Source organism: Aeromicrobium sp. MLTX1, assembly GCF_046452335.1.
Taxonomy (GTDB): domain Bacteria; phylum Actinomycetota; class Actinomycetes; order Propionibacteriales; family Nocardioidaceae; genus Aeromicrobium.
In genome coordinates this window covers 904,827-930,736 of sequence record NZ_JBKFDN010000002.1, presented here as the reverse complement: position 1 = coordinate 930,736, position 25,910 = coordinate 904,827, and the positions used below count along the sequence as shown (strand labels likewise).

Sequence of the window (25,910 nt, the reverse complement as noted above, 5' to 3'; positions counted from 1 at the left end):
GGTAATCTGAATCCGCTGATGAGGCCAATGTCGTCCTCGCCCAGTTCTTTCCCCTTGGCACCGACGACAGGTTCTTTCGATGGATCGTCCTCTCTTCTCGGCCGCGCCCCCGGCGCAAGGCCTCTATGACCCCGCCAACGAGCACGACAACTGTGGTGTCGCCTTCGTGGCCACCCTCACCGGCGTGCCCAGCCACGAGATGGTGCAGCACGGCCTGACGGCCCTGCGCAACCTCGACCACCGTGGCGCCGTCGGCGGCGAGCCCAACACCGGCGACGGCGCCGGCATCCTCATGCAGGTGCCGGACCGGTTCCTGCGCGGCGTCGCCCCGACCGAGCTGCCCGACCTCGGCCACTACGCCGCCGGCATGGCGTTCCTGCCGCGCGAGCGCGTCACCGCCGCGAAGGCCGACGTCGAGCGCATCGCCGCCGAGGAGGGCCTCGAGGTCCTGGGCTGGCGCGAGGTGCCCGTCGAGCCGTCGATCCTCGGCTCCATGGCCTACGCCGCGATGCCCGCCTTCGAGCTGTTCTTCGTCACCACGCCGGATCGCTCGGTCGCGGGCCTCGAGCTCGACCGACTGACGTACGCGGTCAACAAGCGCTCGCACCACGAGGCGGGCGTCTACTTCCCGTCGCTGTCGTCGCGCACGCTCGTCTACAAGGGCATGCTCACCACCGAGCAGCTCGACGTGTTCTTCCCCGACCTGCTCGACGAGCGCATGGAGTCGGCGCTGGCCATCGTGCACAGCCGCTTCTCCACCAACACGTTCCCGAGCTGGCCGCTGGCGCACCCGTTCCGCTACCTGGCGCACAACGGCGAGATCAACACTGCCCGCGGCAACCGCAACTGGATGCGCGCCCGCGAGGCGCTGCTCGAGAGCGACCTGATCCCCGGCGACCTGTCGCGCCTGTTCCCGATCTGCAGCCCCGACGGCTCGGACACGGCCTCGCTCGACGAGGTCCTCGAGCTGCTGCACCTCGGCGGTCGCTCGCTGCCGCACGCGGTGATGATGATGATCCCCGAGGCGTGGGAGAACAACGCCGAGATGGATCCCGCGCGCCGCGCGTTCTACGAGTTCCACTCCACCGTGATGGAGGCCTGGGACGGCCCCGCCGCGGTGTGCTTCACCGACGGCAGCCAGATCGGCGCGGTCCTCGACCGCAACGGCCTGCGCCCCGGCCGCTACGTCATCACCGAGGACGGCCTCGTCGTGCTCGCGTCCGAGGCCGGCGTCCTCGACATCGACCCCAAGACGATCACCCGCAAGGGTCGCGTCGAGCCGGGCAAGATGTTCCTGCTCGACCTCGCCGAGCACCGCGTCGTCGAGGACCACGAGATCAAGCGCTCGCTCGCGACCGAGCAGCCCTACGAGGAGTGGCTGTACTCGGGCCTCGTGCGCTTCGAGGACCTGCCCGACCTCGAGCACATCGTGCACACGCACGCGTCGGTCGCCCGTCGCCAGCAGGTGTTCGGCTACACCGAGGAGGAGGTCCGCAAGCTTGTCGCGCCGATCGCGCGCACGGGTGCGGAGGCCATCGGCTCGATGGGCACCGACACGCCGATCGCGGCGCTGTCCGACCGCCCGCGCCTGCTGTTCGACTACTTCAGCCAGCTGTTCGCGCAGGTGACGAACCCGCCGCTGGACGCCATCCGCGAGGAGGTCGTCACGTCGCTCGCCGGCACGATCGGCCCGGAGAAGAACCTGCTCGACCCGAGCCCGGCCTCGTGCCGCATGCTGCAGCTGCCGTTCCCCGTGATCGACAGCGACGAGCTGGCCAAGATCCGCCACATGAACCGTGACGGCGACATGCCCGGCTTCAGCGTGCACGTCGTCCGCGGCCTGTACGACGTGCTCGGCGGGGGAGAGGCCCTCGCGAAGCGCCTCGACGAGATCTGCGCCGAGGTGTCCGACGCCATCGTCAACCGCGGCGCGCGCATCATCGTGCTGTCGGACCGTCACTCCAACGTCGACCTCGCCCCGATCCCGTCGCTGCTGCTGACCGGCGCCGTGCACCACCACATGGTGCGCGAGAAGCTGCGCACGCAGGCCGGCCTGCTGATCGAGGCCGGCGACGTCCGCGAGGTCCACCACGTGGCCCTGCTCATCGGCTTCGGCGCCACGGCGGTCAACCCGTACCTGGCGCTCGAGACCGCCGAGGACCTGGCCCGCGAGGGCGTCTACGTCGAGGGCGTCGACCCGACCAAGGCGGCCCGCAACGTGGCCTACGGCCTGGGCAAGGGCGTCCTGAAGGTCATGAGCAAGATCGGCGTCTCGACGGTCTCGTCGTACACCGGCGCGCAGATCTTCGAGTGCGTCGGCCTGTCGAACGAGGTCGTCGACCGCTACTTCACCGGCACGTCGAGCAAGCTCGACGGCGTCGGCCTCGACGTCATCGCCGAGGAGGTCCACGCGCGTCACCTCAAGGCCTACCCGACGAAGGGCATCGCCAGTCCGCGACGCCAGCTCGAGGTCGGCGGCGAGTACCAGTGGCGTCGCCAGGGTCCGGAGCACCTCTTCGACCCCGACACCGTCTTCCGCCTCCAGCACTCCACGCGCACGGGCCGGTACGACATCTTCAAGCAGTACACGCAGAAGGTGGACGACCAGTCCGGCCGCCTGATGACGCTGCGCGGCCTGATGAGGTTCAACTCGGACCGTCAGCCCATCTCGATCGACGAGGTCGAGCCGATCTCCGAGATCGTCAAGCGCTTCTCGACCGGCGCCATGTCGTACGGCTCGATCAGCCAGGAGGCCCACGAGACCCTCGCCATCGCGATGAACCGCCTCGGCGGCAAGTCCAACACCGGTGAGGGCGGCGAGGACCCCGAGCGCCTCTACGACCCCGAGCGCCGTTCGGCGATCAAGCAGGTCGCGTCGGGCCGCTTCGGCGTCACGAGCGAGTACCTCACGAACGCCGACGACATCCAGATCAAGATGGCCCAGGGCGCCAAGCCCGGCGAGGGTGGCCAGCTGCCCGGTCCGAAGGTGTACCCGTGGGTGGCCAAGACGCGTCACTCGACGCCGGGCGTGGGCCTCATCAGCCCCCCGCCGCACCACGACATCTACTCGATCGAGGACCTCAAGCAGCTCATCCACGACCTGAAGAACGCCAACCCGTCGGCCCGCGTCCACGTGAAGCTGGTCTCCGAGGTCGGCGTCGGCACGGTCGCGGCGGGCGTCTCGAAGGCCAAGGCCGACGTCGTGCTGATCTCCGGCCACGACGGCGGCACGGGCGCGTCTCCGTTGACGAGCCTCAAGCACGCCGGCGGTCCGTGGGAGCTCGGCCTGGCCGAGACCCAGCAGACCCTGCTGCTCAACGGGCTGCGCGACCGCATCGTCGTGCAGGTCGACGGCCAGCTCAAGACGGGGCGCGACGTCGTGATCGCCGCGCTGCTCGGCGGCGAGGAGTTCGGCTTCGCCACGGCGCCGCTCGTGGTCTCGGGCTGCATCATGATGCGCGTCTGCCACCTCGACACCTGCCCCGTGGGCGTCGCCACGCAGAACCGCTCGCTGCGCGAGAAGTACTCCGGCAAGGCCGAGTACGTCGTGAACTTCTTCGAGTTCATCGCGCAGGAGGTCCGCGAGATCCTCGCCGAGCTCGGCTTCCGCAGCATCGACGAGGCCGTCGGCCACGCGGAGGTCCTCGACGTCCGCGAGGCGATCGACCACTGGAAGGCCAGCTCGCTGAACCTGGCCCCGGTGCTGTTCCGGCCCGAGCTGCCCGAGGGCGCCTCGCTCCGCCGCACGGTGGAGCAGGACCACGGCCTCGACCGCGCCCTCGACAACGAGCTCATCGCGCTCGCGGGCGACGCGCTGGAGAAGGGCGAGCCCGTCCGGGCCCAGCTCGAGATCCGCAACGTCAACCGCACCGTGGGCACGATGCTCGGTCACGAGGTCACGAAGCGCTACCGCGGCGCGGGCCTGCCCGACGACACGATCGACATCACGTTCCTGGGCTCGGCCGGCCAGTCGTTCGGCGCCTTCGTGCCGCGCGGCATCACGCTGCGCCTCGAGGGTGACGGCAACGACTACGTCGGCAAGGGCCTGTCGGGCGGCCGCCTCGTGGTCCGTCCGCCGCGCGAGTCGCAGTTCGCGGCCGAGGGCCAGATCGTGGCCGGCAACGTGATCGGCTTCGGCGCCACCGGCGGCGAGATCTACCTGCGCGGCAAGGTGGGCGAGCGCTTCTGTGTCCGCAACTCCGGCGCCACGGCGGTCGTCGAGGGCGTGGGCGACCACGCGCTCGAGTACATGACCGGCGGCCGCGTCGTGATCCTGGGCCCGACTGGCCGCAACGTCGCGGCCGGCATGAGCGGCGGGTCGGCCTACGTGCTCGACCTCGACCAGGACGTGGTCAACCCCGAGATGGTCGAGGTGCGCCCCGTGCCCGAGGCCACCGGTGCCGAGCTGGAGGCGATCGTGCGCCGCCACTTCGAGGAGACGGGCTCGGCCGTGGCCGAGCAGCTGCTCCGCGACTGGCCCGCGAGCCTGGCTCGCATCAGCGAGATCATGCCGGTCAACTACCGGCGAGTCCTGGAAGCAAAAGCCTCGGCGGAGTCGGAAGGACTCTCCGAGGACGAGACGACTGCACGCATGATGGAGGTGGCAGCCCGTGGCTGATCCCCGAGGTTTCATGACCACGCCCCGCAAGGTGGCCGAGCGCCGCCCCGTCGAGGAGCGGGTGAACGACTGGAACGAGGTCTATCCCGGCGGTGCGGGCCGAGCCCTGCTGCCGATCATCTCGGAGCAGGCCGGACGCTGCATGGACTGCGGCATCCCGTTCTGCCATCAGGGCTGCCCGCTGGGCAACCTGATCCCCGAGTGGAACGACCTGGTCTGGCGCGACGACTGGGAGGACGCGATCGATCGCCTGCACGCGACGAACAACTTCCCCGAGTTCACCGGGCGGCTGTGCCCGGCGCCGTGCGAGACGGCCTGTGTCGTGGGCATCAACCGCGACCCGGTCACCATCAAGAACGTCGAGGTCTCGATCATCGACAAGGCCTGGGACATGCACAACGTCAAGCCCGAGACGCCCGAGTGGCTGACCGGCAAGACGGTCGCGGTCGTGGGCTCCGGCCCCGCCGGGCTGGCCACGGCGCAGCAGCTGACGCGCGCCGGCCACACGGTCGCGGTGTACGAGCGCGACGACAAGGCCGGTGGCCTGCTGCGCTACGGCATCCCCGAGTTCAAGATGGAGAAGTCGCACGTCGACCGCCGCATCAACCAGATGCAGCGCGAGGGCACGGTGTTCCGCACCGGCGTCGCCGTGGGCGAGGCGATCACGGGCCAGCAGCTGCGCGAACGGTACGACGCCGTCGTGCTGGCGATCGGCTCCACGGTCCGTCGTGACCTCCCGGCCCCCGGCCGCGAGCTCGCGGGCATCCACCAGGCGATGGACTTCCTGCCGCAGGCCAACCGCGTCGCGCTGGGCGAGACGGTCGAGGACCAGATCGTCGCCACCGGCAAGGACGTCGTCATCATCGGCGGCGGCGACACCGGCGCCGACTGCCTCGGCACGTCGATCCGCCAGGGCGCCCGCTCGGTGACGAGCCTGGAGATCATGCCGCGTCCGAGCGAGGAGCGGGCCGACGCCCACCCCTGGCCGACGTACCCGATGATCTACCGCGTCGCCTCGGCGCACGAGGAGGGCGGCGAGCGCGTCTACGCCGTCTCCACGAAGGAGTTCGTCGGCGACGAGGACGGCCACGTCAGCGGCCTGCACATCGTCGAGGTCGAGATGATCGACGGCCGCTTCCAGGAGGTCGAGGGCAGCGAGAAGGTCATCCCGGCGCAGCTCGTGCTGTTCGCGATGGGCTTCACCGGTCCCGAGACCGGCGGCGTCGTCGAGCAGCTCGGCGTCGACCTGGACGAGCGCGGCAACATCAAGCGCGACCTGGACTACATGTCCAGCGTCGAGGGCGTCTTCGTCGCCGGTGACGCCGGCCGCGGCCAGTCGCTCATCGTGTGGGCGATCGCCGAGGGCCGGGGCGCGGCCGCCGGCGTGGACGCGTGGCTGACCGGATCGACCACGCTTCCCACGCCGATTCCGCCCACGGCGCGACCGCTCACGGTCTGACCGTTCGGCTCCGGACCCGGCCGCGAAGGTGTGTGACTCGCGGTTGGGTTCGGAGCAGGACTAGGCTGGACGACGTGCGTAGAGCCAAGATCGTCTGCACCCTCGGACCCGCGACCGACACCGCCGAACGCATCCTCGAGCTGGCGATCGCCGGCATGGATGTGGCCCGGCTCAACATGAGCCACGGAGAGCAGAGCGACCAGCTCAAGCGCCTCGAGCGCGTGCGCCAGGCCGCCGACGCCACCGGCAAGGCGATCGCGGTCCTGGCCGACCTCCAGGGCCCCAAGATCCGCCTCGGCCGGTTCGCCGACGGCCCCCACGAGCTGAGCTACGGCGACCGCTTCACGATCACCACGCGTGACGTGCAGGGCGAGCGCGACGTGTGCTCCACGACGTACTCCGGCCTGCCGGGCGACGTCGAGGCGGGCGACGAGATCCTCATCGACGACGGCAAGGTCCGCCTGCGGGCCACCGAGGTCACCGACACCGACGTCGTCACGACCGTCGAGGTGCCCGGCGCCGTCAGCAACAACAAGGGCATCAACCTGCCCGGCGTGAACGTCAGCGTCCCCGCGATGAGCGAGAAGGACATCGACGACCTCCGCTGGGCCCTGCGCGCCGGCGTCGACTTCATCGCGCTGTCGTTCGTGCGCAACGCTGCGGACGCCGCCGAGGTCCGCGCGATCATGGACGAGGAGGGCGTCCACCGCCCGATCATCGCCAAGATCGAGAAGCCGCAGGCCGTGGAGAACCTCGACGAGATCGTCGACGCGTTCGACGGCTTCATGGTGGCGCGCGGCGACCTGGGCGTCGAGCTGCCGCTCGAGGACGTGCCGATCGTGCAGAAGCTCATCATCGAGAAGGCGCGACGCAACGCCAAGCCGGTCATCGTGGCCACGCAGATGCTCGAGTCGATGATCTCGGCCCCGCGCCCCACGCGCGCCGAGGCCAGCGACGTCGCCAACGCGGTGCTCGACGGTGCCGACGCGGTGATGCTGTCGGGCGAGACCAGCGTGGGCCAGTTCCCGATCCAGACCGTGCGCATCATGGCGCGGATCGTGGGCTCCACCGAGGACCACGGCCTGCCGCGCATGGCCGCGTTCACGTGGCAGTCCAAGACCACCACGGGCATCATCTGCCGCGCCGCCTCGCAGGTGGCCGAGTCGGTCGAGGCCGACCTCATGATCGCCTTCACCACGACAGGCGACTCGGCCCGCCGGATGGCGCGCTACCGCTCGTCCATCCCCGTGCTGGCGTTCACGCCGCACACGCTCGTGCGCAACCAGCTGGCGCTCACGTGGGGCGTCGAGACGTTCCTGACGCCCGAGATCAGCCACACCGACCAGATCGCGCTCCAGGTCGACCGCGAGCTCCTCGGTCAGCAGCGCTGCGAGCAGGGCCGACGGGTCGTCATCGTGGCCGGCGCCCCTCCGGGCATCCCCGGCTCCACCAACGCGCTGCGCGTGCACAAGATGGGCGACGCGATCAACCGCGTCGTGGCCGCCTACGACCCCGACGAGACCCCGCCCACCATCGCCTGACGGGGCACGGATCTTCGTGCCGAGAGCGGGACTCGAACCCGCACGCCCTTGCGGACAGTGGTTTTTGAGACCACCGCGTCTACCATTCCGCCATCCCGGCTCACCGTCGTGCCCGATAACCTTAGTGGGTGAACGACGCAGAACGCTCGACCGCCCCCGCGCCGCGCGTGGTGATCGCCGAGGACGAAGCCCTCATCCGGATGGACCTGGCCGAGATGCTCGCCGAGCAGGGCTACGACGTCGTGGGGGAGGCCGCCGAGGGGCAGGCCGCCGTCGACCTCGCCCGCGAGCACCGGCCCGACCTGGTGATGATGGACGTCCAGATGCCCGGCGTCGACGGCATCACCGCCGCGTCGCAGATCGCCGCGGAGCGGATCGCCCCGGTCGTCATGCTCACCGCGTTCAGCCAGCGCGAGCTCGTCGAGCGGGCCCGCGAGGCCGGCGCCATGGCGTACCTCGTCAAGCCGTTCACCGCCTCCGACCTGGTGCCGGCGATCGAGATGGCCCGCAGCCGCTACGCCGAGCTGCGAGCCCTGGAGGCCGAGGTCGGCGACCTGCAGGACCAGCTCGCCACCCGCAAGGTCGTCGAGCAGGCCAAGGCGGTGCTGCAGGAGTCCCTCGGCCTGACCGAGCCCGCGGCGTTCCGCTGGATCCAGAAGACCGCCATGGACGTGAGGCTGTCGATGCGCCAGGTGGCCGAGGCCGTCATCGAGAACGGGCCGTCTTTGCAGGGGTGACGAGCCGCGAGTGTGGCAACGGTTACAAGTTGGCTACGAAACCTCCCAATCACGCAGCATGCGAGATTTGGAAACCTCCGGCGACTAGGTTTCTTGTCACATCGCGCCGGGCGAACCGACCCGTGCGGATTACTCACACGGAGGATTGATGAAGCGCTCCACCACGACGCTCCGTCTGGCCGCACTGGCCAGCGCCAGCGCACTCGTCCTCGCCGCCTGTGGCGGCGGCGACGAAAGCTCTGACGACAACGACAAGGATGTGGCGAAGGGCGACGGCGAGTTCGTCGTCGGCTCGCTGCTCCCGCAGACCGGCAGCCTCGCCTTCCTCGGCCCGCCGGAGTTCGCCGGCGTCGACCTGGCCGTCCAGGAGATCAACGAGGCCGGTGGCGTCCTGGGCAAGGACGCGCGCCACGTCAAGGGCGACTCGGGCGACACCGACTCGGGCATCGCTCCCGCCGAGGCCGACAAGCTGATCAAGGCCAAGGCCGACGTCATCGTCGGCGCCGCTTCGTCGGGCGTCTCGATGACCGTCATCGACAAGATCCTCGGTGCGGGCGTCGTCCAGTACTCGCCGGCCAACACGTCGACCGACTTCGACGAGGGCAAGTACGCCGAGCCCGACCTGTACTTCCGCACCGCTCCGTCCGACGTCCTGCAGGGTGCCGTCATGGCCAACCTGCTGGTCGAGGACGGTCGCCAGAACGTCGCCATCCTGGCCCGCCAGGACTCGTACGGCGAGACGCTGGCCGAGCAGGTCAAGTCCGGCCTCGAGGCCGCCGGCTCGAAGGTCGCCGTCACGTCGTTCTACGGCGAGAAGGCTCCCTCGTACGACGCGCAGGTCGACGACGTCGCCGCCGCGAAGCCCGACGCCGTCGTGCTGATCGCGTTCGACGAGACCAAGAAGATCATCCCGCAGCTGGTCGGCAAGGGCGTCGGCCCGCAGGACGTCGCGACGTACTTCGTCGACGGCAACGTGGCCGACTACTCGGCCGAGTCGTTCGCGCCCGACCTGAAGGGCGTCAAGGGCACGGTCCCCGGAGCCGAGGCCACGGGCGAGTTCCGTGAGCGTCTGCTCGCCGTCGACCCGAAGCTGAAGGACTACTCCTACGCGGCCGAGTCCTACGACGCGGTCATCACCTCGGCGCTGGCGGCCATCGCGGCCGGCAACGACTCGGGCGAGGCCATCGCCTCGGAGCTGGTCGAGGTCACCAAGGGCGGCGAGAAGTGCACCACGTTCAAGCAGTGCGCTGATCTGCTGGCCGACGACAAGGACATCGACTACGACGGTGTCTCCGGTCCGATCGAGATGAGCGACACGGGCAGCCCGACGTCCGCCTCCATCGGCATCTACGAGTACGACACGAAGGGCGGCTACAAGGCCGTCAACTACATCGCGGGCGACATCTGAGTCGACTGACTCAGTCTCCGCACAGGAGGGCCCGGGGCGCACGCCCCGGGCCCTTCGCCTTTCCTGGGGGCGGTGACCCGGGGGAGCGGTGCCTGGTCAACCTCATGGACCTCCCATGCGGTTGATGGGGCACCGCGACCCGGGCGGAAGGGTTGACAGCTCACCGCTCCAGCACGGTCACGCGAAAGCGCCCCGAGTCCGTCGGACTCGGGGCGCTTCGGGGTGCGGTGGGGGTCAGCCGGCCTGCTTGCCCAGCGTGCCCAGGTACAGCTCGATGACCTTGGGATCGTTGGACAGCTCGCGACCGGTGCCGCTGTAGGCCGTGGTGCCCTGGTCGAGCACGTAGCCGCGGTCGCAGATCTGCAGGCAGCGGCGGGCGTTCTGCTCGACCATGATGATCGAGACGCCCGCCTGGTTGATCTTTCGCGTCTGGACGAACACCTCGTCCTGCATGACGGGGGACAGGCCCGCGGACGGCTCGTCGAGCAGCAGCACGGACGGGTCCATCATGAGGGCGCGGCCCATGGCCACCATCTGGCGCTCGCCGCCCGACAGCGAGCCGGCACGCTGCTTCGCGCGCTGGCCCAGCGTCGGGAACAGGTCGGTCACGAAGGCGAACCGGTCCTTGAACTTCGACGGGTCCTGGTAGCAGCCCATCTCGAGGTTCTCCTCGATCGTCAGGCTCGGGAACACGTTGTTCGTCTGGGGGACGAAGCCGATGCCCTGGCTGACCAGCACGTCGGCGCGCTTGTTGGTGATCTCCTCACCCTTCAGCGTCACCGTGCCGGAGTGGATCTTCACCAGGCCGAACAGGGCCTTGAGCAGCGTGGACTTGCCCGCGCCGTTCGGGCCGATGATGCCGACCAGCTCGCCGGGCTGGCAGTACAGGTCGGCACCGTTGAGGATGTTCACGCCCGGCAGGTAGCCCGCGATCAGGTTGTCGGCGCGGACGACGGCGCCGTCGGCGCCCTCGGCGTGCTTCCGACGCTCCGACTCGGGGGTCTGGGGAGTGGGGATGGCGTCGCTCACTGGCTCTCCTCCGCATCGATCTCGGCCTCGACCTGCTCGGCCAGCTCGTCCTCGTTGAGCTCGCTCAGGTCGGTGTCGTGGTGGGCGCCCAGGTAGGCGTCGATGACGCGCTGGTCGGCCATCACGGCATCCGGCGTGCCCTCGGCGACGATCTGGCCCTGGGCCATGACGATGACCCAGTCCGAGATGTCGCGGACCATGTCCATGTCGTGCTCGACGAACAGGACCGTGCGGCCCTCGTCACGCAGCGACTTCACGTGCCCGAGCAGGGACTGCTTGAGCGCGGGGTTCACGCCGGCCATCGGCTCGTCGAGCATGATCAGGTCGGGGTCGACCATGAGCGCGCGGGCCATCTCGAGGAGCTTGCGCTGGCCGCCCGAGAGCGATCCGGCGAAGTCCTCGCGCTTGGCGTCGAGCTTGAACCGGGTGAGCAGCTCGTCGGCACGAGCGGTGATCTCGTCCTCCTGGCCGCCCCACAGGGCCTTGACGATCGCGGGGAAGAACTTCTCGCCGCGCTGGCCGGTGGCACCGAGGCGCATGTTCTCGATGACCGTGAGCTTGGAGAGCACCTTGGTCAGCTGGAACGTGCGCACCATGCCCAGGCGCGCCACCTTGTAGGCGGGCACCTTGGCCAGCGAGTTGTCCTCGAAGGCCCACGAGCCGGTGTCGGGGACGTCGAAGCCGGTGAGCAGGTTGAACAGCGTGGTCTTGCCGGCGCCGTTCGGCCCGATCAGGGCGGTGATGACGCCGCGCTGGATCTCGATGTGCTCCACGTCGACGGCCTTGAGGCCGCCGAACGTGCGGGTGATGTCGTCGCCGACGACGATCGGGTCGGGCTTCTTGACGCCCGGATCGTTCGGCAGGGCGGCGAGCGCCTCGCGGGCGCTGGTGATGTCAACGGGCATCGATCGCGATCTCCCTTCGGTCGCCGAAGATCCCCTGGGGTCGGTAGATCATCAGCAGCATGAGGCCGAGGCCCATGAGAATAAAGCGGATGAGGCTGGCCTGCGTGTCAGTCATGATCGAGGCCGGGATCAGCGGGTCGACGCCGGAGGTGGCCTGGCTGAAGAACTCGCCGAGGCCACTGATGAGGAACCAGAAGATCATGGAGCCGACGACGGGGCCCAGCACGCGGGCCGCGCCACCGATCAGCAGCGCCGTGTAGGCGAAGAACGTCAGGTTGGTGCTGTAGTCCGAGGGCACCACCGACGCCTGCTTGAGCGCGTAGAAGATGCCGCCGAGGCCGCCGATCATGCCGCCGAGCATCAGCGCCTGCATCTTGTACAGGAACACGTTCTTGCCCAGCGAGCGGACGGCGTCCTCGTCCTCGCGGATCGAGCGCAGGACGCGGCCCCAGGGGCTGCGCATGAGCGCCCAGATCAGGAGGCAGCACAGCGCCACCGCGAGCCAGCCGACCGTCATCGCCCAGAGGTCGTTGCGACCCCAGGAGGCGATGCCGATGTCGATGCCGCCCGTGTACGGGTTGAGGTCGTTCCACGTGTCGGTGAAGCCGTTGAGGCCGTTCGAGCCGCCGAAGACCTTCTTGGTCTCGACCGCGCCGAACACCAGGCGCAGGATCTCCGCCGCGGCGATCGTGACGATCGCCAGGTAGTCGGCCCTCAGCCTCAGGGTCGGGACACCGAGGATGAGCGCGAGCAGCAGCGAGGCGAACAGGCCGGCGGCGACGCCGACCAGCAGGGGCAGGTCCAGGCGGACCATGGTGACGGCGAGGCCGTAGGCGCCCACCGCCATGAAGCCGGCCTGGCCGAAGTTCAGCAGGCCCGTGTAGCCGAAGTGGACGTTGAGGCCGATGGCGGCGAGCGCGAAGACGATCGCCTGGGGGCCGAAGGCGTTGGAGAACGCCGCGTCGATGATGTTGCCGATGTCCATGGGTCAGCCGATCCTCTCCGCGCGGCCCAGGATGCCCTGCGGCCTGATGAGCAGGATGAGGATGAGCACGATCAGCGCGCCCACCTCCTTGATGGAGCTGGGCACGCCCAGCAGGGGGCCGACCTCGGTGATGACACCGATGACGAGGGAGCCGATCACGGCGCCCCAGACGGTGCCCAGGCCACCGAGCACGGTCGCGGCGAACACCATGAGCAGCAGCTGGTAGCCCATCATGAAGTTGACCTGGCTGTTGACGCCGAGCAGGACGCCGGCCAGGGCCGAGAGGGCCGCGCCCATCGTCCAGACGGAGGAGATGACGCCGTCGACGCGCATGCCGGACGAGGCCGACAGGGCCGGGTTGTCCGAGACGGCGCGCATCGCCTTGCCCAGGCGGGTGCGGGACATGATCGTCGTGGTGACGACGATGGCGACGATCGCGATGCCCATGATCGCGATCTCCTTGTCCGACAGGTCGAACAGGCCGAAGTCACGCGCTCGCTGCGAGGTGTACTCGTTGTAGGAGCGGGTGCCGGCGCCGAAGAAGAACTGGAACAGGTTGCGCAGCAGCAGGCCCAGACCGATCGAGACGATCATCATCGCGATGATGCCCGTGCCGCGAGATCGCAATGGTCTCCACAGCACGCGGTCCTGGCCCCAGCCGAAGATGCCACCGATGGCGATCGTCAGCAGGCCCGCCAGGATCAGTGGCAGCCCGAAGGTGACGTTGAGGACGTATGCCGAGATGGCGCCGAAGGTGATGAGCTCGCCGTGCGAGAAGTTCGTCAGGCCCGTGGTGCCGAAGATCAGCGACAGGCCCATCGCGGCGAGCGCGATGATGAGGCCGTACTTGAGGCCGGAGACCACGCTGTCGACGAGACGCTCGGCGAACGGCGTGGCCTCGACGACCTTGCCGTTCAGCGGGAAGGCGACGTTCTGGCCGGACGCCAGGTTGACCTTCACCGTCAGGGTCTTCTTGCCCGTCAGCTTCACGCCCGCGGGGAGCGTGGACTCGTCGATCGAGACCTCGTACGTGCCCTTGCCGGGGATCGCGACCGCGGCCACGCCCTGATCGTTGGTGACGGCCGTGCCGAGCTCGGAGCCCGAGTCGTCCGCGACGCTCACGGTGACGCCAGGGACGGGTGGCGGGTTGTCGGCCGCCTTGCCGCCTTGCTGGTCGAGCAGCCGTACGCGGATCGCAGGACCCGTGACGGGGGCATCGGAGGCCGGCGCCGAGGCACTGGGTCCGGGTGTGGGGGACGTGGTCTCAGCCATCGCCGGATTCGCGAGAAACACGAGTCCGGCAACAATCACCGAGAGCAGCGCCGCTGTTCGCAGTCGCACGCATTCTCCTGTCGCTGTCTGCGCACCGGGGTCAGGTGCGCCAGAGTCGATCCCGAAGAGCATAGCGATCCGAGCGTTTCCCCGCCGGTCTCTCGCGGGTCCCTTTGGTAACAGTTCGGTTTCGATTGCGAGGTCGGACAGCCATTCACACGAGCCGACGCGGAGGCGTAGGCTGTCGCCCGTCCCCGTCCGTCCCCCGCCCGGAGGTGCCACGTCGATGGCATTGCGCCAGCCCGTCGAGATTCGCGATGTCGAGGTCGACGACGCTTCCGCCCTGATCGCGCTGTGGGCCGCGTGTGCGGACGCCGTGACGGACGAGGGGTCCGAGGCCTACACCCAGCAGGCGCTGTGGCGCTGCCCGACCGAGGCCGAGGCCCGCGAGGCGATCGAGTTCAACGCCCGCGAGCACCGACGCCGCTTCTTCGTGGCGCTCGTCGGTGGTGAGATCGTCGCCGCGGCGACCGCCGACCTCGCCACGTTGAACCCGATCACGATGTCGAAGGTCATGATCGTGTCCGACCTGCAGGTGCGTCCCAGCCATCGCCGCCGGTCGATCGCGTCGGGCCTGCTGGCCGTCGTGGCCGCGCACGCCGAGGAGCAGGACTGCGAGCTCGTGCTCGCCTCGTCCGCCGCCCACGCGCGCGAGCCCAACCGCTACCTCACGAAGCTGGGCTTCAACCAGATCGCGGTGCTGCGCGCGATCCCGGTCGGCAAGCTCAACGCCCGGCTGGCCGCGAAGGCCGCCGGCTCCCGCGAGACGGGCCGTCTGCTGGCCGTCCGTCGCTCGCTGCGCCGCCGCGCCGCCGTCCGCGGCTGACCTGTCGGCGCGGGCGACTAGGGTCGTCCCGTGGACCGACTCCTGCTGATCGACGGACATTCGGTGGCGTACCGCGCCTTCTTCGCCCTGCCCGTCGAGAACTTCGCGACCTCGACCGGCCAGAGCACCAACGCGGTGTTCGGCTTCACCTCGATGCTGATCAACGTGCTGCGCGACGAGCGGCCCACGCACGTGTGCGTCGCGTTCGACCTGTCGCGGCAGTCCTTCCGCACCGAGGAGTACGCCGAGTACAAGGCCAACCGGTCGAAGTCGCCCGAGGAGTTCTCCGGCCAGGTCGCCCTGGTCAAGGAGGTGCTCGACGCGCTCGACATCCGCCACGTCGACAAGGCGGGCTACGAGGCCGACGACATCATCGCCACCCTCGCCACGCGCGCCGAGGCCGCCGGCATGGAGGTGCTGGTCTGCTCCGGCGACCGCGACGCCCTCCAGCTGGTCACCGAGCAGACGACGGTGCTGTACCCGCGCAAGGGCGTCTCCGACCTCGCGCGGATGACCCCCGAGGCCGTGCAGGAGAAGTACGGCGTGCTGCCCGAGTTCTACCCCGACATCGCCGCCCTCGTCGGCGAGACCAGCGACAACCTGCCCGGCGTCCCCGGTGTCGGTCCCAAGACCGCGGCGAAGTGGATCAACGGCTACGGGACCCTCGAGGCGCTCATCGGGCGCGTCGACGAGGTCCCGGGCAAGGCGGGCCAGTCCCTGCGCGAGCACCTCGACTCGGTGATCCGCAACCGCCGCCTCAACGCGCTCGTGCGCGACCTCGACCTGCCGCTCGGCCCCGCCGACCTCACGATCGACACCGCCTTCGACCGCGAGAAGGTCCACACGGTCTTCGACTCGCTCGAGTTCACCGCCCTGCGCGAGCGCCTGTTCACCACCTTCCCGGGCGTCACCGAGGAGGTGCAGCCCGAGGCCGGCTTCGACCTCGAGGGCCGCGCGCTCGCGCCCGGCGAGGTCGCGGCCTGGCTCGACCAGCACGCCGGCGGCGACGTCGGCCTGCACGTCCAGGGCTCGTGGGGCCGGGGCTCGGGCGACGTCATCGCCCTGGCCATCGCCGCCGAGGACGAGGCCGCCTGGATCGACGTCGAGCAGCTCACCCCCGAGGACGACGCCGCGCTGGCCGCCTGGCTCGGCGACCCCGACCGCGGCAAGGTGCTGCACGACGCCAAGGGCCCGATCCTGGCGCTCGCCGATCGCGGCTGGGCCCTGCGCGGACTACGCGCCGACACCGCCGTCTCGGCGTACCTCGTCCGCCCTGACCAGCGCTCCTACGACCTGGCCGACCTCTCGGTGCGCTACCTCAAGCGCGAGCTGCGCGACGACACCGCCGACACCGGGCAGCTGTCGCTCGACACCGACGACGACGCCGAGGTCGCGATGCTGCGGGCCCGGGCCGCCCTCGATCTCGCGGCCGCGCTGGCCACCGAGGTCGAGCAGTCCGGCGGCACGCGCCTGCTGGCCGAGGTCGAGCTGCCGCTGGTCTCCACGCTCGCGCGGATGGAGCAGGCGGGCATCGCGGTCGACGACGACGCGCTGCTCACCCTCGAGTCCGAGTTCGCCGCCCGCGCGCAGGAGGCCGCGAACGGCGCCTACGAGGCGATCGGCGGCAAGGAGATCAACCTCGGCTCGCCCAAGCAGCTGCAGGTGGTGCTGTTCGAGGACCTGGGCATGCCCAAGACCAAGCGCACCAAGACCGGCTACACGACCGACGCCGACTCGCTCCAGCAGCTCTACGCCAAGACGGGTCACCCGTTCCTCGAGCACCTGCTCGCGCACCGCGACGTCACGAAGCTGCGCCAGACCGTCGAGACGCTGCGCCGCTCGATCTCCGACGACGGCCGCATCCACACCACCTACGCGCAGACGATCGCGGCCACCGGGCGGCTCAGCTCGAACGACCCGAACCTGCAGAACATCCCGATCCGCACCGCGTCGGGCCGACGCATCCGCGAGGCGTTCGTCGTCGGCGAGGGGTACGACACCCTGCTCACCGCCGACTACAGCCAGATCGAGATGCGGATCATGGCCGACCTGTCCGAGGACGCCGACCTCATCGAGGCGTTCAACTCGGGCGAGGACTTCCACACGGTGATGGCGGCGAAGGTCTTCGAGCGCGAGCCCGACGACATCGGCACCGAGCTGCGCGCGCGGATCAAGGCGATGAACTACGGCCTCGCCTACGGCCTGTCGGCCTACGGCCTGAGCCAGCAGCTGTCGATCTCCACCGGCGAGGCCCAGGGCCTCATGGACGACTACTTCCAGCGGTTCGGCGGCGTGCGCGACTACCTGCGCGGCCTGGTCGACGAGGCCCGCCAGACCGGCTTCACCGAGACGATCATGGGCCGGCGCCGCTACCTGCCCGACCTGCAGAGCGACAACCGCCAGCGGCGTGAGATGGCCGAGCGGATGGCGCTCAACGCACCGATCCAGGGCTCGGCCGCCGACATCATCAAGGTGGCGATGCTCAACGTCGAGCGCGCCATCGACGAGGCCGGTCTCCAGTCGCGGATGCTCCTGCAGGTGCACGACGAGCTCGTGCTCGAGACCACGGCCGGCGAGCTCGACCAGCTCACCGAGCTGGTGCGACGCGAGATGGCCGCGGCGGCCGACCTGTCAGTGCCGCTCGACGTGTCCGTCGGCGTCGGTCGCTCCTGGCACGAGGCCGGTCACTGAGCCGTCCCGCGGGGGAGTGGGCCGCAGCAGCGGCCACGCCAGCAGCAGGGCGGCCACCACGGCGGCCACGCTCGCCATCGTGACCACGAGGCCGACGATGTCGATCCGCCAGAACCACGCCACGGCGAACACCGTGGCCGACGCGGTCCACAGCAGGACGGCGACGCCGGTGGAGCGGCGCGCGAGCGCGTCGAAGACCAGCAGGTAGACCACGGCCAGGAACGTGCCCGAAAGCGCGAACAGCCACAGGTCGTCCGCGACCTCGCGGTACTGGTCGCCGCCAACGAGGATCAGCGCGAGCTCGGGCAGCAGGGCGCTGCCCGCCACGACGGCGAGGCCGAGCAGTCCGACGAGCCCGGCCGCGCGCAGGCGCGTGCGGTGGGAGGAGTCGCGGGCCATGCTCGGGAAGAACACCACGCTGACGAACTGCGGCAGGAACAGCGTGGACTTGGTGAGGATGAGGCCGGACGCGTAGAGGCCGCTGTCATGGGCCTCGAAGCCGCCGCGCGCGATCAGGGCGTCGACGTTGCTGAAGGCGAAGTACGCCAGCAGGGTGGCGGCCGAGGCGACGGTCTCGAACACGAGCGGACGCCGGCTGTGGACGTCGCCGGTGCCGGTGGCCTTGAGCAGTCCGGCGCCGAGCATCACCGGCAGCCAGGCGCCGACCGCCAGGCCCATCATCGCGCTGGTGGCCGAGGGCTCGATGAGCAGACCGGCGACGCCGCCGAAGAGCCGGCCGAAGCCGTTGCCGACGTAGAGCGCGGCCAGCTTGCCCCATCGTCCGGTGCCCTGCGCGACGCCGAGCTGCGCGCCCGCGAGAGTGAGAGGCACGAGCATCGCCCCGCACCACACCACCGCGAGCACCGAGTCGAAGGAGAACGCCGGCGTCAGCACCGGGCTCGACAGAGCCACGGCGAGACCGACCGCGAGCGACACGGCGAGGGCCACCCGGGAGGCGGTGTGGACGATCTGCACCGTGTGGTCGGGGTGGACCGAGATCCGGCGCGCGATCGACGCCTGCAGCGCCAGCGCCACGACGTTGGCGATGAGGATGAGGCTCAGCAGCGCCGTGAGGGCGCCGAACTCCGCCGGCACGAGCAGGCGCGCGGCGACGAGGTTGAAGCCGTACGTCGCCACGTTCATCACCATCATCGCGACGGCGACGATCGTGCCGCTCGAGAGCGTGGCGCGCGTGGGCCGGTTCACGAGCTCGCCCCGCGGGCCTCGTCGGCGAAGCGCAGCACCTGCGGCATCATCCACGCCCACACCAGGGGCGCGGACTTCACGGTGAAGTGCAGGCCGTCCTCGTACAGCGGGTCGCCGCCCAGGACGGGGTTGTAGCCCTCGGAGCAGAACGCGGCGAACGAGTCGACGACGGGCACGTCGTTCTCGGCCGCCCACGTGGTGACGACGGAGTTGACGCGCTCGACGCGGTCGATGTCGTTGAGCTGCTGCATCTCGCTCTTGTCGAAGGCGGGGATGTCGTGGCAGGCCAGCGTCGACAGCGCGAGCGTGCCGGCGCCGTCGGCCTTGCGGTTCACCTCGTCGAGTGCGGTGCGGATCAGCTCGTCGTGCTCGGGTGTGCCGAACTTCGCGACCTCGTCGTCACGGACGAGGTCGGACACGAACGTCTGCGGGACGAAGAACAGCAGGACGTCGGGCTTCTCGGCCGCGACCAGGGCGGGCCACTCCTTGCGCCAGTCCAGGCAGCTGCGGGTGGGCTCGTTGGCCTCGCCGTCCACGACCTTCTGGAGGGCGAAGGGGTCACAGCCCAGGTGGGTGGTCTGACTCATCGAGAGCTGGCGGAACTCGTGGGTGGCGACGTTCTTGTAGATGCTGAACGGGATCGAGTTGCCCAGCAGCATCGTGGAGCGGCGCGCCTCGGCGGTGTAGGGCTCCGGGGTGAGCTCGAGCGGGGGCAGGTCGGAGTGCGGCCCGTAGCCGGCCAGCTCGGACTGCGGCGGCTGGGAGTGTGCGACGACGAACGCGCTCGTGAGCACGAGGGGAGCCGCCATGATCGTGATCGCCCGCGACACGCGACGGGCCGAGGCGAAGAAGGGCCGCCGGCCGCGGATCGGCGCCTCGATGAAGCGGTAGGTGAGCCAGGCCAGCACCACCGACACACCCACCCGCACCGCGTCGAGCGCGAGCCCGTCGAGTCCGGTGGTGCCCGAGTTGAGGTAGACGATGACCGGCCAGTGCCACAGGTACAGCGGATAGCTGATGAGGCCGATCCAGCGGGGGACCGGGCTGCCGAGCGCGCGGTTGAAGGTGCCCGAGGTGCCGCTGGCGGCGGCGAGGATCGCGACGAGCGCGGCCAGGCAGACCAGCACGAGACCGCCGCGGTAGACGGCCGCGGCCGACGAGTCGGTGACGACCATCGCCGCCACGACGAGCGCGAGGGCGCCCCACGCGGTGACGTCGGTGAGCACGGAGGAGCGGCGCTCGCGGAAGGCCGCCCGGCCCAGCACGAGGGCGGCGCAGACGCCGATCAGCAGCTCGAAGGCCCGCGTCACGGTGCTGTAGTAGAGCGACGTGATCTCGGTGCCGTTGGCGTAGCCGCTGGCCATCGCGAGCGCCGACGCCGCGGCGAGCGCCGCGAAGACCACGGCCTGCCGGCGACGGGCCCGGACCACGGCGCTGACGAGCAGCAGCAGGAGCGGGAAGACGATGTAGAACTGCTCCTCGATCGACAGCGACCACGTGTGCCGGACCGGCGAGGGGAGCGAGAGCTGGTCGAAGTACTGCTCGTCGCCGAGCATGAACCGCCAGTTCGAGACGTAGAACAGCGAGGAGACGATGTCCCAGGCGACCGCGGTGCGGCGGCCGGGAAGCGTCCAGATCCACGCGGCGACCGAGACGGCCAGCAGCACCGTGACGAGCGACGGCAGCAGCCGCCGCATGCGGGCGCCCCAGAAGCGGACGACGCTGATGCGGCCCCAGCGGTCCTGCTCGGCGACCAGGAGGTTGGTGATCAGGAAGCCCGACAGGACGAAGAACAGGTCGACGCCCAGCCAGCCGCCCCGGAGGAAGCGCTCGTCGAGGTGGAAGACGAGGACGCCGATGATCGCGACCGCGCGCAGGCCGTCGAGGGCGGGACGGTAGGGCAGTCGCGCACGCAGCGCAGGAGTGGGAGCCGACATGAGGTTCGAGGCGGCGGGCGGGGCCCGCGGGTCTCAGCGTCCGTCGTCGAGGAGTCGGCGCCGGGCGCCGCCGTCGGAGTGGTCGTCACGGTCGGTGCCGCGCACCGAGCCACGCTCGTCGTGGTCGCGGTCGGAGTACTCGTAGTCGTCGGCGAAGCCGTGACGGCCGCCGCGGGCGCGCTCGACCTGGTGCGTGAAGCCGAAGAGCATCGCGCCGACGCCGGCGATGCCGACCGCGGCGACGATCGAGGCCAGGGCGCGGTAGAGGTACTGCGTGTTGATCGGGCCGCACACGCCGGCCTGGAACTTGTCCGCGGGCGGCTGCAGCGCGGAGCCGCACTCGAAGATCGCGCCCGAGCTGGTCTGGATCTCGGTGATGGGCGTCAGCAGCAGGTAGATCCCGTACGCCAGGAACGGGATCGCCGCGAGGATCGCGACCTTCGTCCCGAGGTTGGGGACGGGGCGAGAACGCACATCGGAGTCGTCGAGCATGTGACGCATACTACTATGGCGAACGCCGTGCGTACGCGCGGGTAACCAAGAGTTAGGGCTGTGTCTGTGCGCCGTGGGATCGTTCTCGCCGGGGGTCTCGGGACCCGCCTGCGAGCCGCCACCGGCGACCTGCCCAAGCCTCTCGTCGAGGTCGGCGGAGAGCCCCTCGTCGCCCACCAGATCCGTCGCCTCGTCGCCGCCGGCGTGCCCGACGTGGCCGTCGCCGTCGGGTACGGCGCCGACCGGGTCGAGCAGCAGCTGGGCACCGGCGAGGAGTGGGGCGCACGCCTCTCGTACAGCCGCGAGGACCAGCCGCTCGGCACCGGAGGCGCGCTCGCCCTCGCCGCGCGCGGCTCCGTCGCACCCGACGACACCGTCGTGGTCGTGAACGGCGACCTCCTCTCGCGGCACGACCTCGCGGCGCAGGTGCGCGCGTTCGAGGAGTCCGGCGCCGCCGCCCTCCTGCACGTGCGCGAGGTGCCCGACGCCCGGGCCTACGGCCTGGTCTCGGTCGACGGCGACCGGATCACGGGGTTCCACGAGAAGCCCACCGAGGCGCGAGCCGGTCTCGTGAACGCCGGCACCTACGTGCTGCGTGGGGAGGTGCTGCTCGACCTGCCGGACACCGTCCCGCTGTCGGTCGAGGTCGACGTGTTCCCGCGCCTGGTCGGGGTCGCCGACGTCCGCGCGCACCGCGACGACGCGGATTTCCTCGACGTGGGGACGCCCGAGGCCCTCGAGCAGGCACGGCGGGCGTGGGCGTGACGGCGGCGCCGGCACGCGCCCGGGTCGCCTCGCTGGACGGCATCCGCGGCGGCTTCATGCTCCTCTTCATGGCCTATCACTTCGGCCTGACCGTCCTGGGTGGAGCCTGGACCGGCATCAACGTGTTCTTCGTGCTCTCCGGATTTCTCATCGCCCGGCTGCTGCTGGTCGAGCGCGAGCGCTTCGGTCGGGTCGACCTGCTCGGCTTCTACCGGCGCCGGGCCCGCCGGCTGCTGCCCGCGCTCATCGCGCTGCTGCTGGTCCTGGCGGTGTGGGGGCTGGCGTTCGCCGACGACGCCGCGCGACGCCAGTTGCGCGGCGACCTCGTGGCCACGCTCGGCTTCGTCATGAACTGGCGGCTGATCGCGCAGGCCGACCAGTACTTCGCCGAGTTCGGCTCGGCCTCGATGCTGCGCCACGCGTGGACCCTGTCGGTCGAGGAGCAGTTCTACGTGGTCGTGCCCCTGCTGCTCGCGGTCCTGGCCTGGTTGGGATCGCGCCGGATCGCGGCCGTCGTCCTGGTGCTGCTGGCCCTCGCCTCGGCGTGGTGGACCGCGCAGGTCGGCGTCGGCGACGCCACCGCGCAGGCGCACGCCTACTACGGGACCGACACCCGCGTGCAGTCCCTCCTCGTGGGCGTCCTCCTCGCGTACCTCGTGGCCGGGGCCGGGGCGGTGACACGTCGCGTCCCGTCGAGGGGAGTGCTCGAGCCGATGGCCTGGGCGTCGCTCCTGGGCCTGCTGGCCGCGCTCGTCCTGGTGGACCCGATGTCGTCGCTGTTCTTCGAGCGGGGCGGCATCCTCGTGCAGTCCGCGATCGTGGCGGTGCTCGTCTGGGCATGCGTCGCCCGGCCCGATCTCTCGGTGCACCACGTCCTGGGCTGGCGGCCGCTGGCGTGGCTCGGCGAGCGCAGCTACGGGCTGTACCTCTACCACTGGCCGGTCAAGCTCTGGATCGAGCGCGGGGTGCCGCAGATCGGCACCGCCGCCGAGATCGTGGTCGGCTGTCTCGTCACGACCCTGCTGGCGGCGCTCAGCTATCGCTACCTCGAGCGGCCCGTGCTCGACCACGGCCTGCGCGGCCTCGTGCCGCGGCTGCGCCGCCCGGGCTGGCTCGCGGTGGTCGGCCCCGCGTCGGTCGTCGTGATGGCGGTGCTCGTCGGGCAGGTCCCCGCCACCGGACAGGCCGTCGCGCCGCGCGACGTGCCGCCCCTGCGCGCCGGCCAGCCCGCCTACGAGGCGGGGGAGGAGCCCACCCGCATCGCCGTGTTCGGCGACTCCCTGCCCGACCGGCTCGCCGAGGTCTTCCCCGCCGAGCAGTACGAGGACCTCTCGGTGACGTCGCTCGCCGTGCCCGGGTGCGACCTCCTCGAGTCGCGCATCGCCTACCGCGAGCTCCAGCAGGACGAGGAGTGCCGGGCCGCGAAGCGCGACTTCGCCGCGAACGTGCGCGACGCCGACGTGGACACCGTGCTCGTGATGCTGCCGACGTTCGCGGCCATCCCGCACGAGGACCCCGACGGCGAGCCGATCTGGCTGGACTCCTCGCGGTTCCGGCGTGAGGTGCTCGACGCCCTCGACCGCCTCCGGGAGGGCGCCGCCGAGTCCGGCACCACGATGCAGGTGGCCACGCTGCCGTGCCGCGACCCGCGCCAGATGGCCACGATCCCGGGCATCTCGACGTACGTCGCCGACCACCCCGAGGTCATCGACGCCACCGCCGAGCCCTCGGTCGTGAACGACTGGGTGCGCGCGTGGGCGCGCGCACGCTCCGTGCCGCTGGTGGACCTCTACGACGTGCTGGGCTGCGGCGACGGACCCGTGCAGGAGATCAACGACGTGACCCTCTTCAGCGACGGCCTGCACTTCGACGACGAGGCCGCGGCGATGGTGTGGACCTGGCTGGCGCCGACGGTGCGCGACCGGGCGCGGGAGGCCACGCGATGAGCTCGGTCTTCTCCCTGCGGAACAGCCAGGGCTCGCGCAGCGCGACCCTCGACGGCGTGCGAGGGCTGGCCGTCGTCGTGCTGCTGCTCTACCACTTCGGCGTCTCGGCCCTGCAGGGCGCGTGGGTCGGCATCAGCCTGTTCTTCGTCTTCTCCGGCTACGTGATCGTCATGATCATGCTCAAGGAGCACGCTCGGCGCGGCCGGATCGACGTGGTCGACTTCTTCCGGCGTCGCGCCAGGCGCCTGCTGCCGGCGCTGACGATCATGCTGCTGGCGATCGCCACGTGGGGCGTGCTCGCGGCCGACCACGCCACGCGCCGCTCGATGCGCGGCGACATCTTCGCCACGATGGGCTTCGTCATGAACTGGCGGCTGGTCCAGCAGGCCGACCAGTACTTCGTCGAGTGGGCCAACCCCTCGTTCCTGCGCCACGTGTGGACTCTCGCGGTGGAGGAGCAGTTCTACCTCGTCGCGCCGTTCCTGGTGATGGCGCTGATCCGCTTCGTCCACCGTCGGTGGGCGCGCGTGGCCGTGGTCGCGTCGCTGGCCACCGCCTCGGCGGTGTGGACGGCGATCGTGGGCGTCGGGTCCACGGAGGCACAGGCGCACGCGTACTACGGCACCGACACCCGCGTGCAGGCGCTGCTCGCGGGCATGGCGGTCGCCTTCGCCGTCGGACCCGACCGCGACGGCCGCCGGCCCGCCGACATGCGCCCGCGGGTCGCGGCGCTCTGGGCGTGGGCCGCCACCCTGACCTCGATCGTCTGCTTCTTCGTCGTGCCGCCGCTGTCGCCGTTCATGTTCGAGTCCGGCGGCATGCTGATGCTGGCCGCGCTCACGGCCGTCGGCCTGGCGGGCGCCGTGCAGGTCGGACCGGGCCTGTTCCGCCGCGTGTTCACGGTGGCGCCGCTGGTGTACCTCGGCATCCTCACGTACGGGCTCTACCTGTGGCACTGGCCGGTGAAGCTGTGGCTCGACCGCTACGCGCCGGCCCTGCCCGTCGAGGGCACCCTGATCCTCGGCTCGCTCGTCACGCTCGCGCTGGCGGCGCTGAGCTTCCACCTCGTCGAGGTCCCGGTGATGCTGGGCGGCCTCGCGCGCCTCACCGGGGGGATCGACCGCGGCCGCGTCCTCGCGGTCGGGGCCACCGCGGCGGTCGTCCTCGCCGCGGTCCGGGTGGGCGACGTGCCCACCGTCGAGGAGGACCTCGAGGCCGGCCGGGTGCCGGCGCTCGTCGACGGCACCCCGACGTACGCGCCCCAGGGCGAGACCGTGCGCGCGGCGCTCTACGGCGACTCCGTCGCCCACTACCTCGCGCAGGGCTTCCCCGACCGCACCTTCGCCGACCTCCAGGTCACCGACCTGGCCACCGAGGGCTGCAGCCTGCTGCCGCTGACGATCCACTGGACGCCGCGCAACCAGGAGGAGGTCTCGGACGAGTGCCGCGAGGGCCGCGAGAACCTCACGCAGGACCTGCGCGACGCCGACGCCGAGGTGCTGGTGCTCATGGTGGGCTCGGTCCTGGGCGTGCCGCACGAGCGCGAGGACGGCAGCCTGCTCGAGGTCGACGATCCCGCCTACCGCGCGGCCGTGGAGGAGCAGCTCGACGGGCTGCTCGCCGACGCTCGAGCCGCGGACGTCCAGCAGGTGCAGCTGGCCACGCTGCCGTGCCGCGCCGACTCGATCGGCGACTACCAGATCGACGCGGAGGACCAGGACTGGTTCGACGAGCGTCCCGAGATCGCCGAGACGGTGGTCGACCCGCGCCGGATCAACGGCTGGCTCACGGCCTGGGCGGAGACGAACGGCGTGCCCGTGCTCGACCTCTACGACGCACTCGAGTGCCAGCGCGGCTTCGCCAGGGAGCGCCACGGGATCGAGGTCTTCCGCGACCAGCTGCACTTCTCCGAGGAGGCCACGCCGATGGTCTGGACGTGGCTCGCGCCGTCGATCCGGGAGCGCTGGCAGACCCGCGCGTGAACCCGCTCGGTTCACCCCAGAATCCGGTTACCAGCAGGTAGGCTGGTCGCC

The 25,910-nt window shown here is 70.6% G+C and carries 17 protein-coding genes and 1 tRNA gene; 10 read left to right on the top strand and 8 right to left on the bottom strand.

Going from position 1 to position 25,910, the window contains the following annotated elements; genetic code table 11:
- Window positions 1-79: 79 nt before the first annotated feature.
- The 3 genes from gltB to pyk all read left to right on the top strand — a co-directional run bounded on the left by gltB (window position 80) and on the right by pyk (window position 7,618).
- The gene (gene gltB / locus ACK99Q_RS14905) at window positions 80-4,618 is read left to right on the top strand and encodes a glutamate synthase large subunit (RefSeq protein ID WP_410186887.1); all 4,539 of its coding nucleotides are present in this window, start codon (window positions 80-82) and stop codon (window positions 4,616-4,618) included.
- Window positions 4,611-6,077: a glutamate synthase subunit beta gene (locus ACK99Q_RS14900; RefSeq protein WP_410186886.1), complete on the top strand. Its 1,467-nt coding sequence runs from the start codon at window positions 4,611-4,613 to the stop codon at window positions 6,075-6,077. Before gltB ends, ACK99Q_RS14900 begins: the two co-directional genes overlap by 8 nt.
- Window positions 6,078-6,151: 74 nt before the next feature.
- On the top strand, window positions 6,152-7,618 hold the full coding sequence (gene pyk, locus ACK99Q_RS14895) for a pyruvate kinase (protein WP_410186885.1): 1,467 nt from the start codon (window positions 6,152-6,154) through the stop codon (window positions 7,616-7,618).
- A 17-nt stretch (window positions 7,619-7,635) separates the two neighbouring features.
- Here the strand turns inward: pyk and ACK99Q_RS14890 are convergent.
- Window positions 7,636-7,718: transfer RNA gene (locus ACK99Q_RS14890), tRNA-Leu, on the bottom strand.
- 28 nt (window positions 7,719-7,746) lie between these two features.
- On the opposite strand from ACK99Q_RS14890, the gene ACK99Q_RS14885 reads away from it, so the two are divergent.
- Together ACK99Q_RS14885 and ACK99Q_RS14880 are read left to right on the top strand one after the other, a co-directional pair.
- Window positions 7,747-8,355 (top strand): ANTAR domain-containing response regulator, encoded by a 609-nt coding sequence (locus tag ACK99Q_RS14885; protein WP_317628310.1) that lies wholly within the window; start codon window positions 7,747-7,749, stop codon window positions 8,353-8,355.
- Window positions 8,356-8,503: 148 nt separating this feature from the next.
- The gene (locus ACK99Q_RS14880; RefSeq protein WP_410186884.1) at window positions 8,504-9,763 is read left to right on the top strand and encodes an ABC transporter substrate-binding protein; all 1,260 of its coding nucleotides are present in this window, start codon (window positions 8,504-8,506) and stop codon (window positions 9,761-9,763) included.
- 234 nt (window positions 9,764-9,997) lie between these two features.
- Here ACK99Q_RS14880 and ACK99Q_RS14875 read toward each other — a convergent pair whose 3' ends face one another.
- The 4 genes from ACK99Q_RS14875 to ACK99Q_RS14860 are packed head-to-tail and all read right to left on the bottom strand — an operon-like array spanning window position 9,998 to window position 13,954.
- The gene (locus ACK99Q_RS14875; protein ID WP_317628309.1) at window positions 9,998-10,792 is read right to left on the bottom strand and encodes an ABC transporter ATP-binding protein; all 795 of its coding nucleotides are present in this window, start codon (window positions 10,790-10,792) and stop codon (window positions 9,998-10,000) included.
- The gene (locus ACK99Q_RS14870; protein ID WP_410186883.1) at window positions 10,789-11,697 is read right to left on the bottom strand and encodes an ABC transporter ATP-binding protein; all 909 of its coding nucleotides are present in this window, start codon (window positions 11,695-11,697) and stop codon (window positions 10,789-10,791) included. Before ACK99Q_RS14870 ends, ACK99Q_RS14875 begins: the two co-directional genes overlap by 4 nt.
- Window positions 11,687-12,682, bottom strand: coding sequence for a branched-chain amino acid ABC transporter permease (locus tag ACK99Q_RS14865; RefSeq protein WP_410186882.1), 996 nt, complete (start codon window positions 12,680-12,682; stop codon window positions 11,687-11,689). The genes ACK99Q_RS14870 and ACK99Q_RS14865 overlap by 11 nt, the downstream gene beginning before the upstream one ends.
- A gap of 3 nt (window positions 12,683-12,685) precedes the next feature.
- The gene (locus ACK99Q_RS14860; RefSeq protein WP_410186881.1) at window positions 12,686-13,954 is read right to left on the bottom strand and encodes an ABC transporter permease subunit; all 1,269 of its coding nucleotides are present in this window, start codon (window positions 13,952-13,954) and stop codon (window positions 12,686-12,688) included.
- A 286-nt stretch (window positions 13,955-14,240) separates the two neighbouring features.
- On the opposite strand from ACK99Q_RS14860, the gene ACK99Q_RS14855 reads away from it, so the two are divergent.
- Together ACK99Q_RS14855 and polA are read left to right on the top strand one after the other, a co-directional pair.
- Entirely contained in the window at window positions 14,241-14,840 is a 600-nt protein-coding gene (locus tag ACK99Q_RS14855) for an N-acetyltransferase family protein (protein WP_410186880.1), read from the top strand.
- Window positions 14,841-14,870: 30 nt separating this feature from the next.
- Entirely contained in the window at window positions 14,871-17,531 is a 2,661-nt protein-coding gene (gene polA / locus ACK99Q_RS14850; protein ID WP_410186879.1) for a DNA polymerase I, read from the top strand.
- Here polA and ACK99Q_RS14845 read toward each other — a convergent pair.
- Genes ACK99Q_RS14845 through ACK99Q_RS14835 form a run of 3 tightly spaced genes read right to left on the bottom strand, consistent with a single transcriptional unit; the run spans window position 17,472 to window position 21,166 of the window.
- Window positions 17,472-18,737: a lipopolysaccharide biosynthesis protein gene (locus tag ACK99Q_RS14845; RefSeq protein WP_410186878.1), complete on the bottom strand. Its 1,266-nt coding sequence runs from the start codon at window positions 18,735-18,737 to the stop codon at window positions 17,472-17,474. The genes polA and ACK99Q_RS14845 overlap by 60 nt on opposite strands.
- Window positions 18,734-20,674: an acyltransferase family protein gene (locus ACK99Q_RS14840; RefSeq protein WP_410186877.1), complete on the bottom strand. Its 1,941-nt coding sequence runs from the start codon at window positions 20,672-20,674 to the stop codon at window positions 18,734-18,736. Before ACK99Q_RS14840 ends, ACK99Q_RS14845 begins: the two co-directional genes overlap by 4 nt.
- A gap of 33 nt (window positions 20,675-20,707) precedes the next feature.
- Window positions 20,708-21,166, bottom strand: coding sequence for a hypothetical protein (locus ACK99Q_RS14835; RefSeq protein ID WP_410186876.1), 459 nt, complete (start codon window positions 21,164-21,166; stop codon window positions 20,708-20,710).
- A gap of 60 nt (window positions 21,167-21,226) precedes the next feature.
- On the opposite strand from ACK99Q_RS14835, the gene ACK99Q_RS14830 reads away from it, so the two are divergent.
- The 3 genes from ACK99Q_RS14830 to ACK99Q_RS14820 are packed head-to-tail and all read left to right on the top strand — an operon-like array spanning window position 21,227 to window position 25,859.
- On the top strand, window positions 21,227-21,931 hold the full coding sequence (locus ACK99Q_RS14830) for an NDP-sugar synthase (protein ID WP_410186875.1): 705 nt from the start codon (window positions 21,227-21,229) through the stop codon (window positions 21,929-21,931).
- Entirely contained in the window at window positions 21,922-23,877 is a 1,956-nt protein-coding gene (locus ACK99Q_RS14825; protein WP_410186874.1) for an acyltransferase family protein, read from the top strand. Before ACK99Q_RS14830 ends, ACK99Q_RS14825 begins: the two co-directional genes overlap by 10 nt.
- The gene (locus ACK99Q_RS14820) at window positions 23,874-25,859 is read left to right on the top strand and encodes an acyltransferase family protein (RefSeq protein WP_410186873.1); all 1,986 of its coding nucleotides are present in this window, start codon (window positions 23,874-23,876) and stop codon (window positions 25,857-25,859) included. Before ACK99Q_RS14825 ends, ACK99Q_RS14820 begins: the two co-directional genes overlap by 4 nt.
- Window positions 25,860-25,910: the final 51 nt, after the last annotated feature.

Bases quoted from the DNA above. Each gene is read 5' to 3' on its own strand.
- ACK99Q_RS14880 (WP_410186884.1), top strand. From the start codon at position 8,504: ATGAAGCGCTCCACCACGACGCTCCGTCTGGCCGCACTGGCCAGCGCC.
- ACK99Q_RS14820 (WP_410186873.1), top strand. From the start codon at position 23,874: ATGAGCTCGGTCTTCTCCCTGCGGAACAGCCAGGGCTCGCGCAGCGCG.
- ACK99Q_RS14855 (WP_410186880.1), top strand. From the start codon at position 14,241: ATGGCATTGCGCCAGCCCGTCGAGATTCGCGATGTCGAGGTCGACGAC.
- ACK99Q_RS14860 (WP_410186881.1), bottom strand. From the start codon at position 13,954: ATGGCTGAGACCACGTCCCCCACACCCGGACCCAGTGCCTCGGCGCCG.
- ACK99Q_RS14870 (WP_410186883.1), bottom strand. From the start codon at position 11,697: ATGCCCGTTGACATCACCAGCGCCCGCGAGGCGCTCGCCGCCCTGCCG.
- ACK99Q_RS14865 (WP_410186882.1), bottom strand. From the start codon at position 12,682: ATGGACATCGGCAACATCATCGACGCGGCGTTCTCCAACGCCTTCGGC.
- gltB (WP_410186887.1), top strand. From the start codon at position 80: ATGGATCGTCCTCTCTTCTCGGCCGCGCCCCCGGCGCAAGGCCTCTAT.
- ACK99Q_RS14840 (WP_410186877.1), bottom strand. From the start codon at position 20,674: ATGTCGGCTCCCACTCCTGCGCTGCGTGCGCGACTGCCCTACCGTCCC.
- ACK99Q_RS14835 (WP_410186876.1), bottom strand. From the start codon at position 21,166: ATGCTCGACGACTCCGATGTGCGTTCTCGCCCCGTCCCCAACCTCGGG.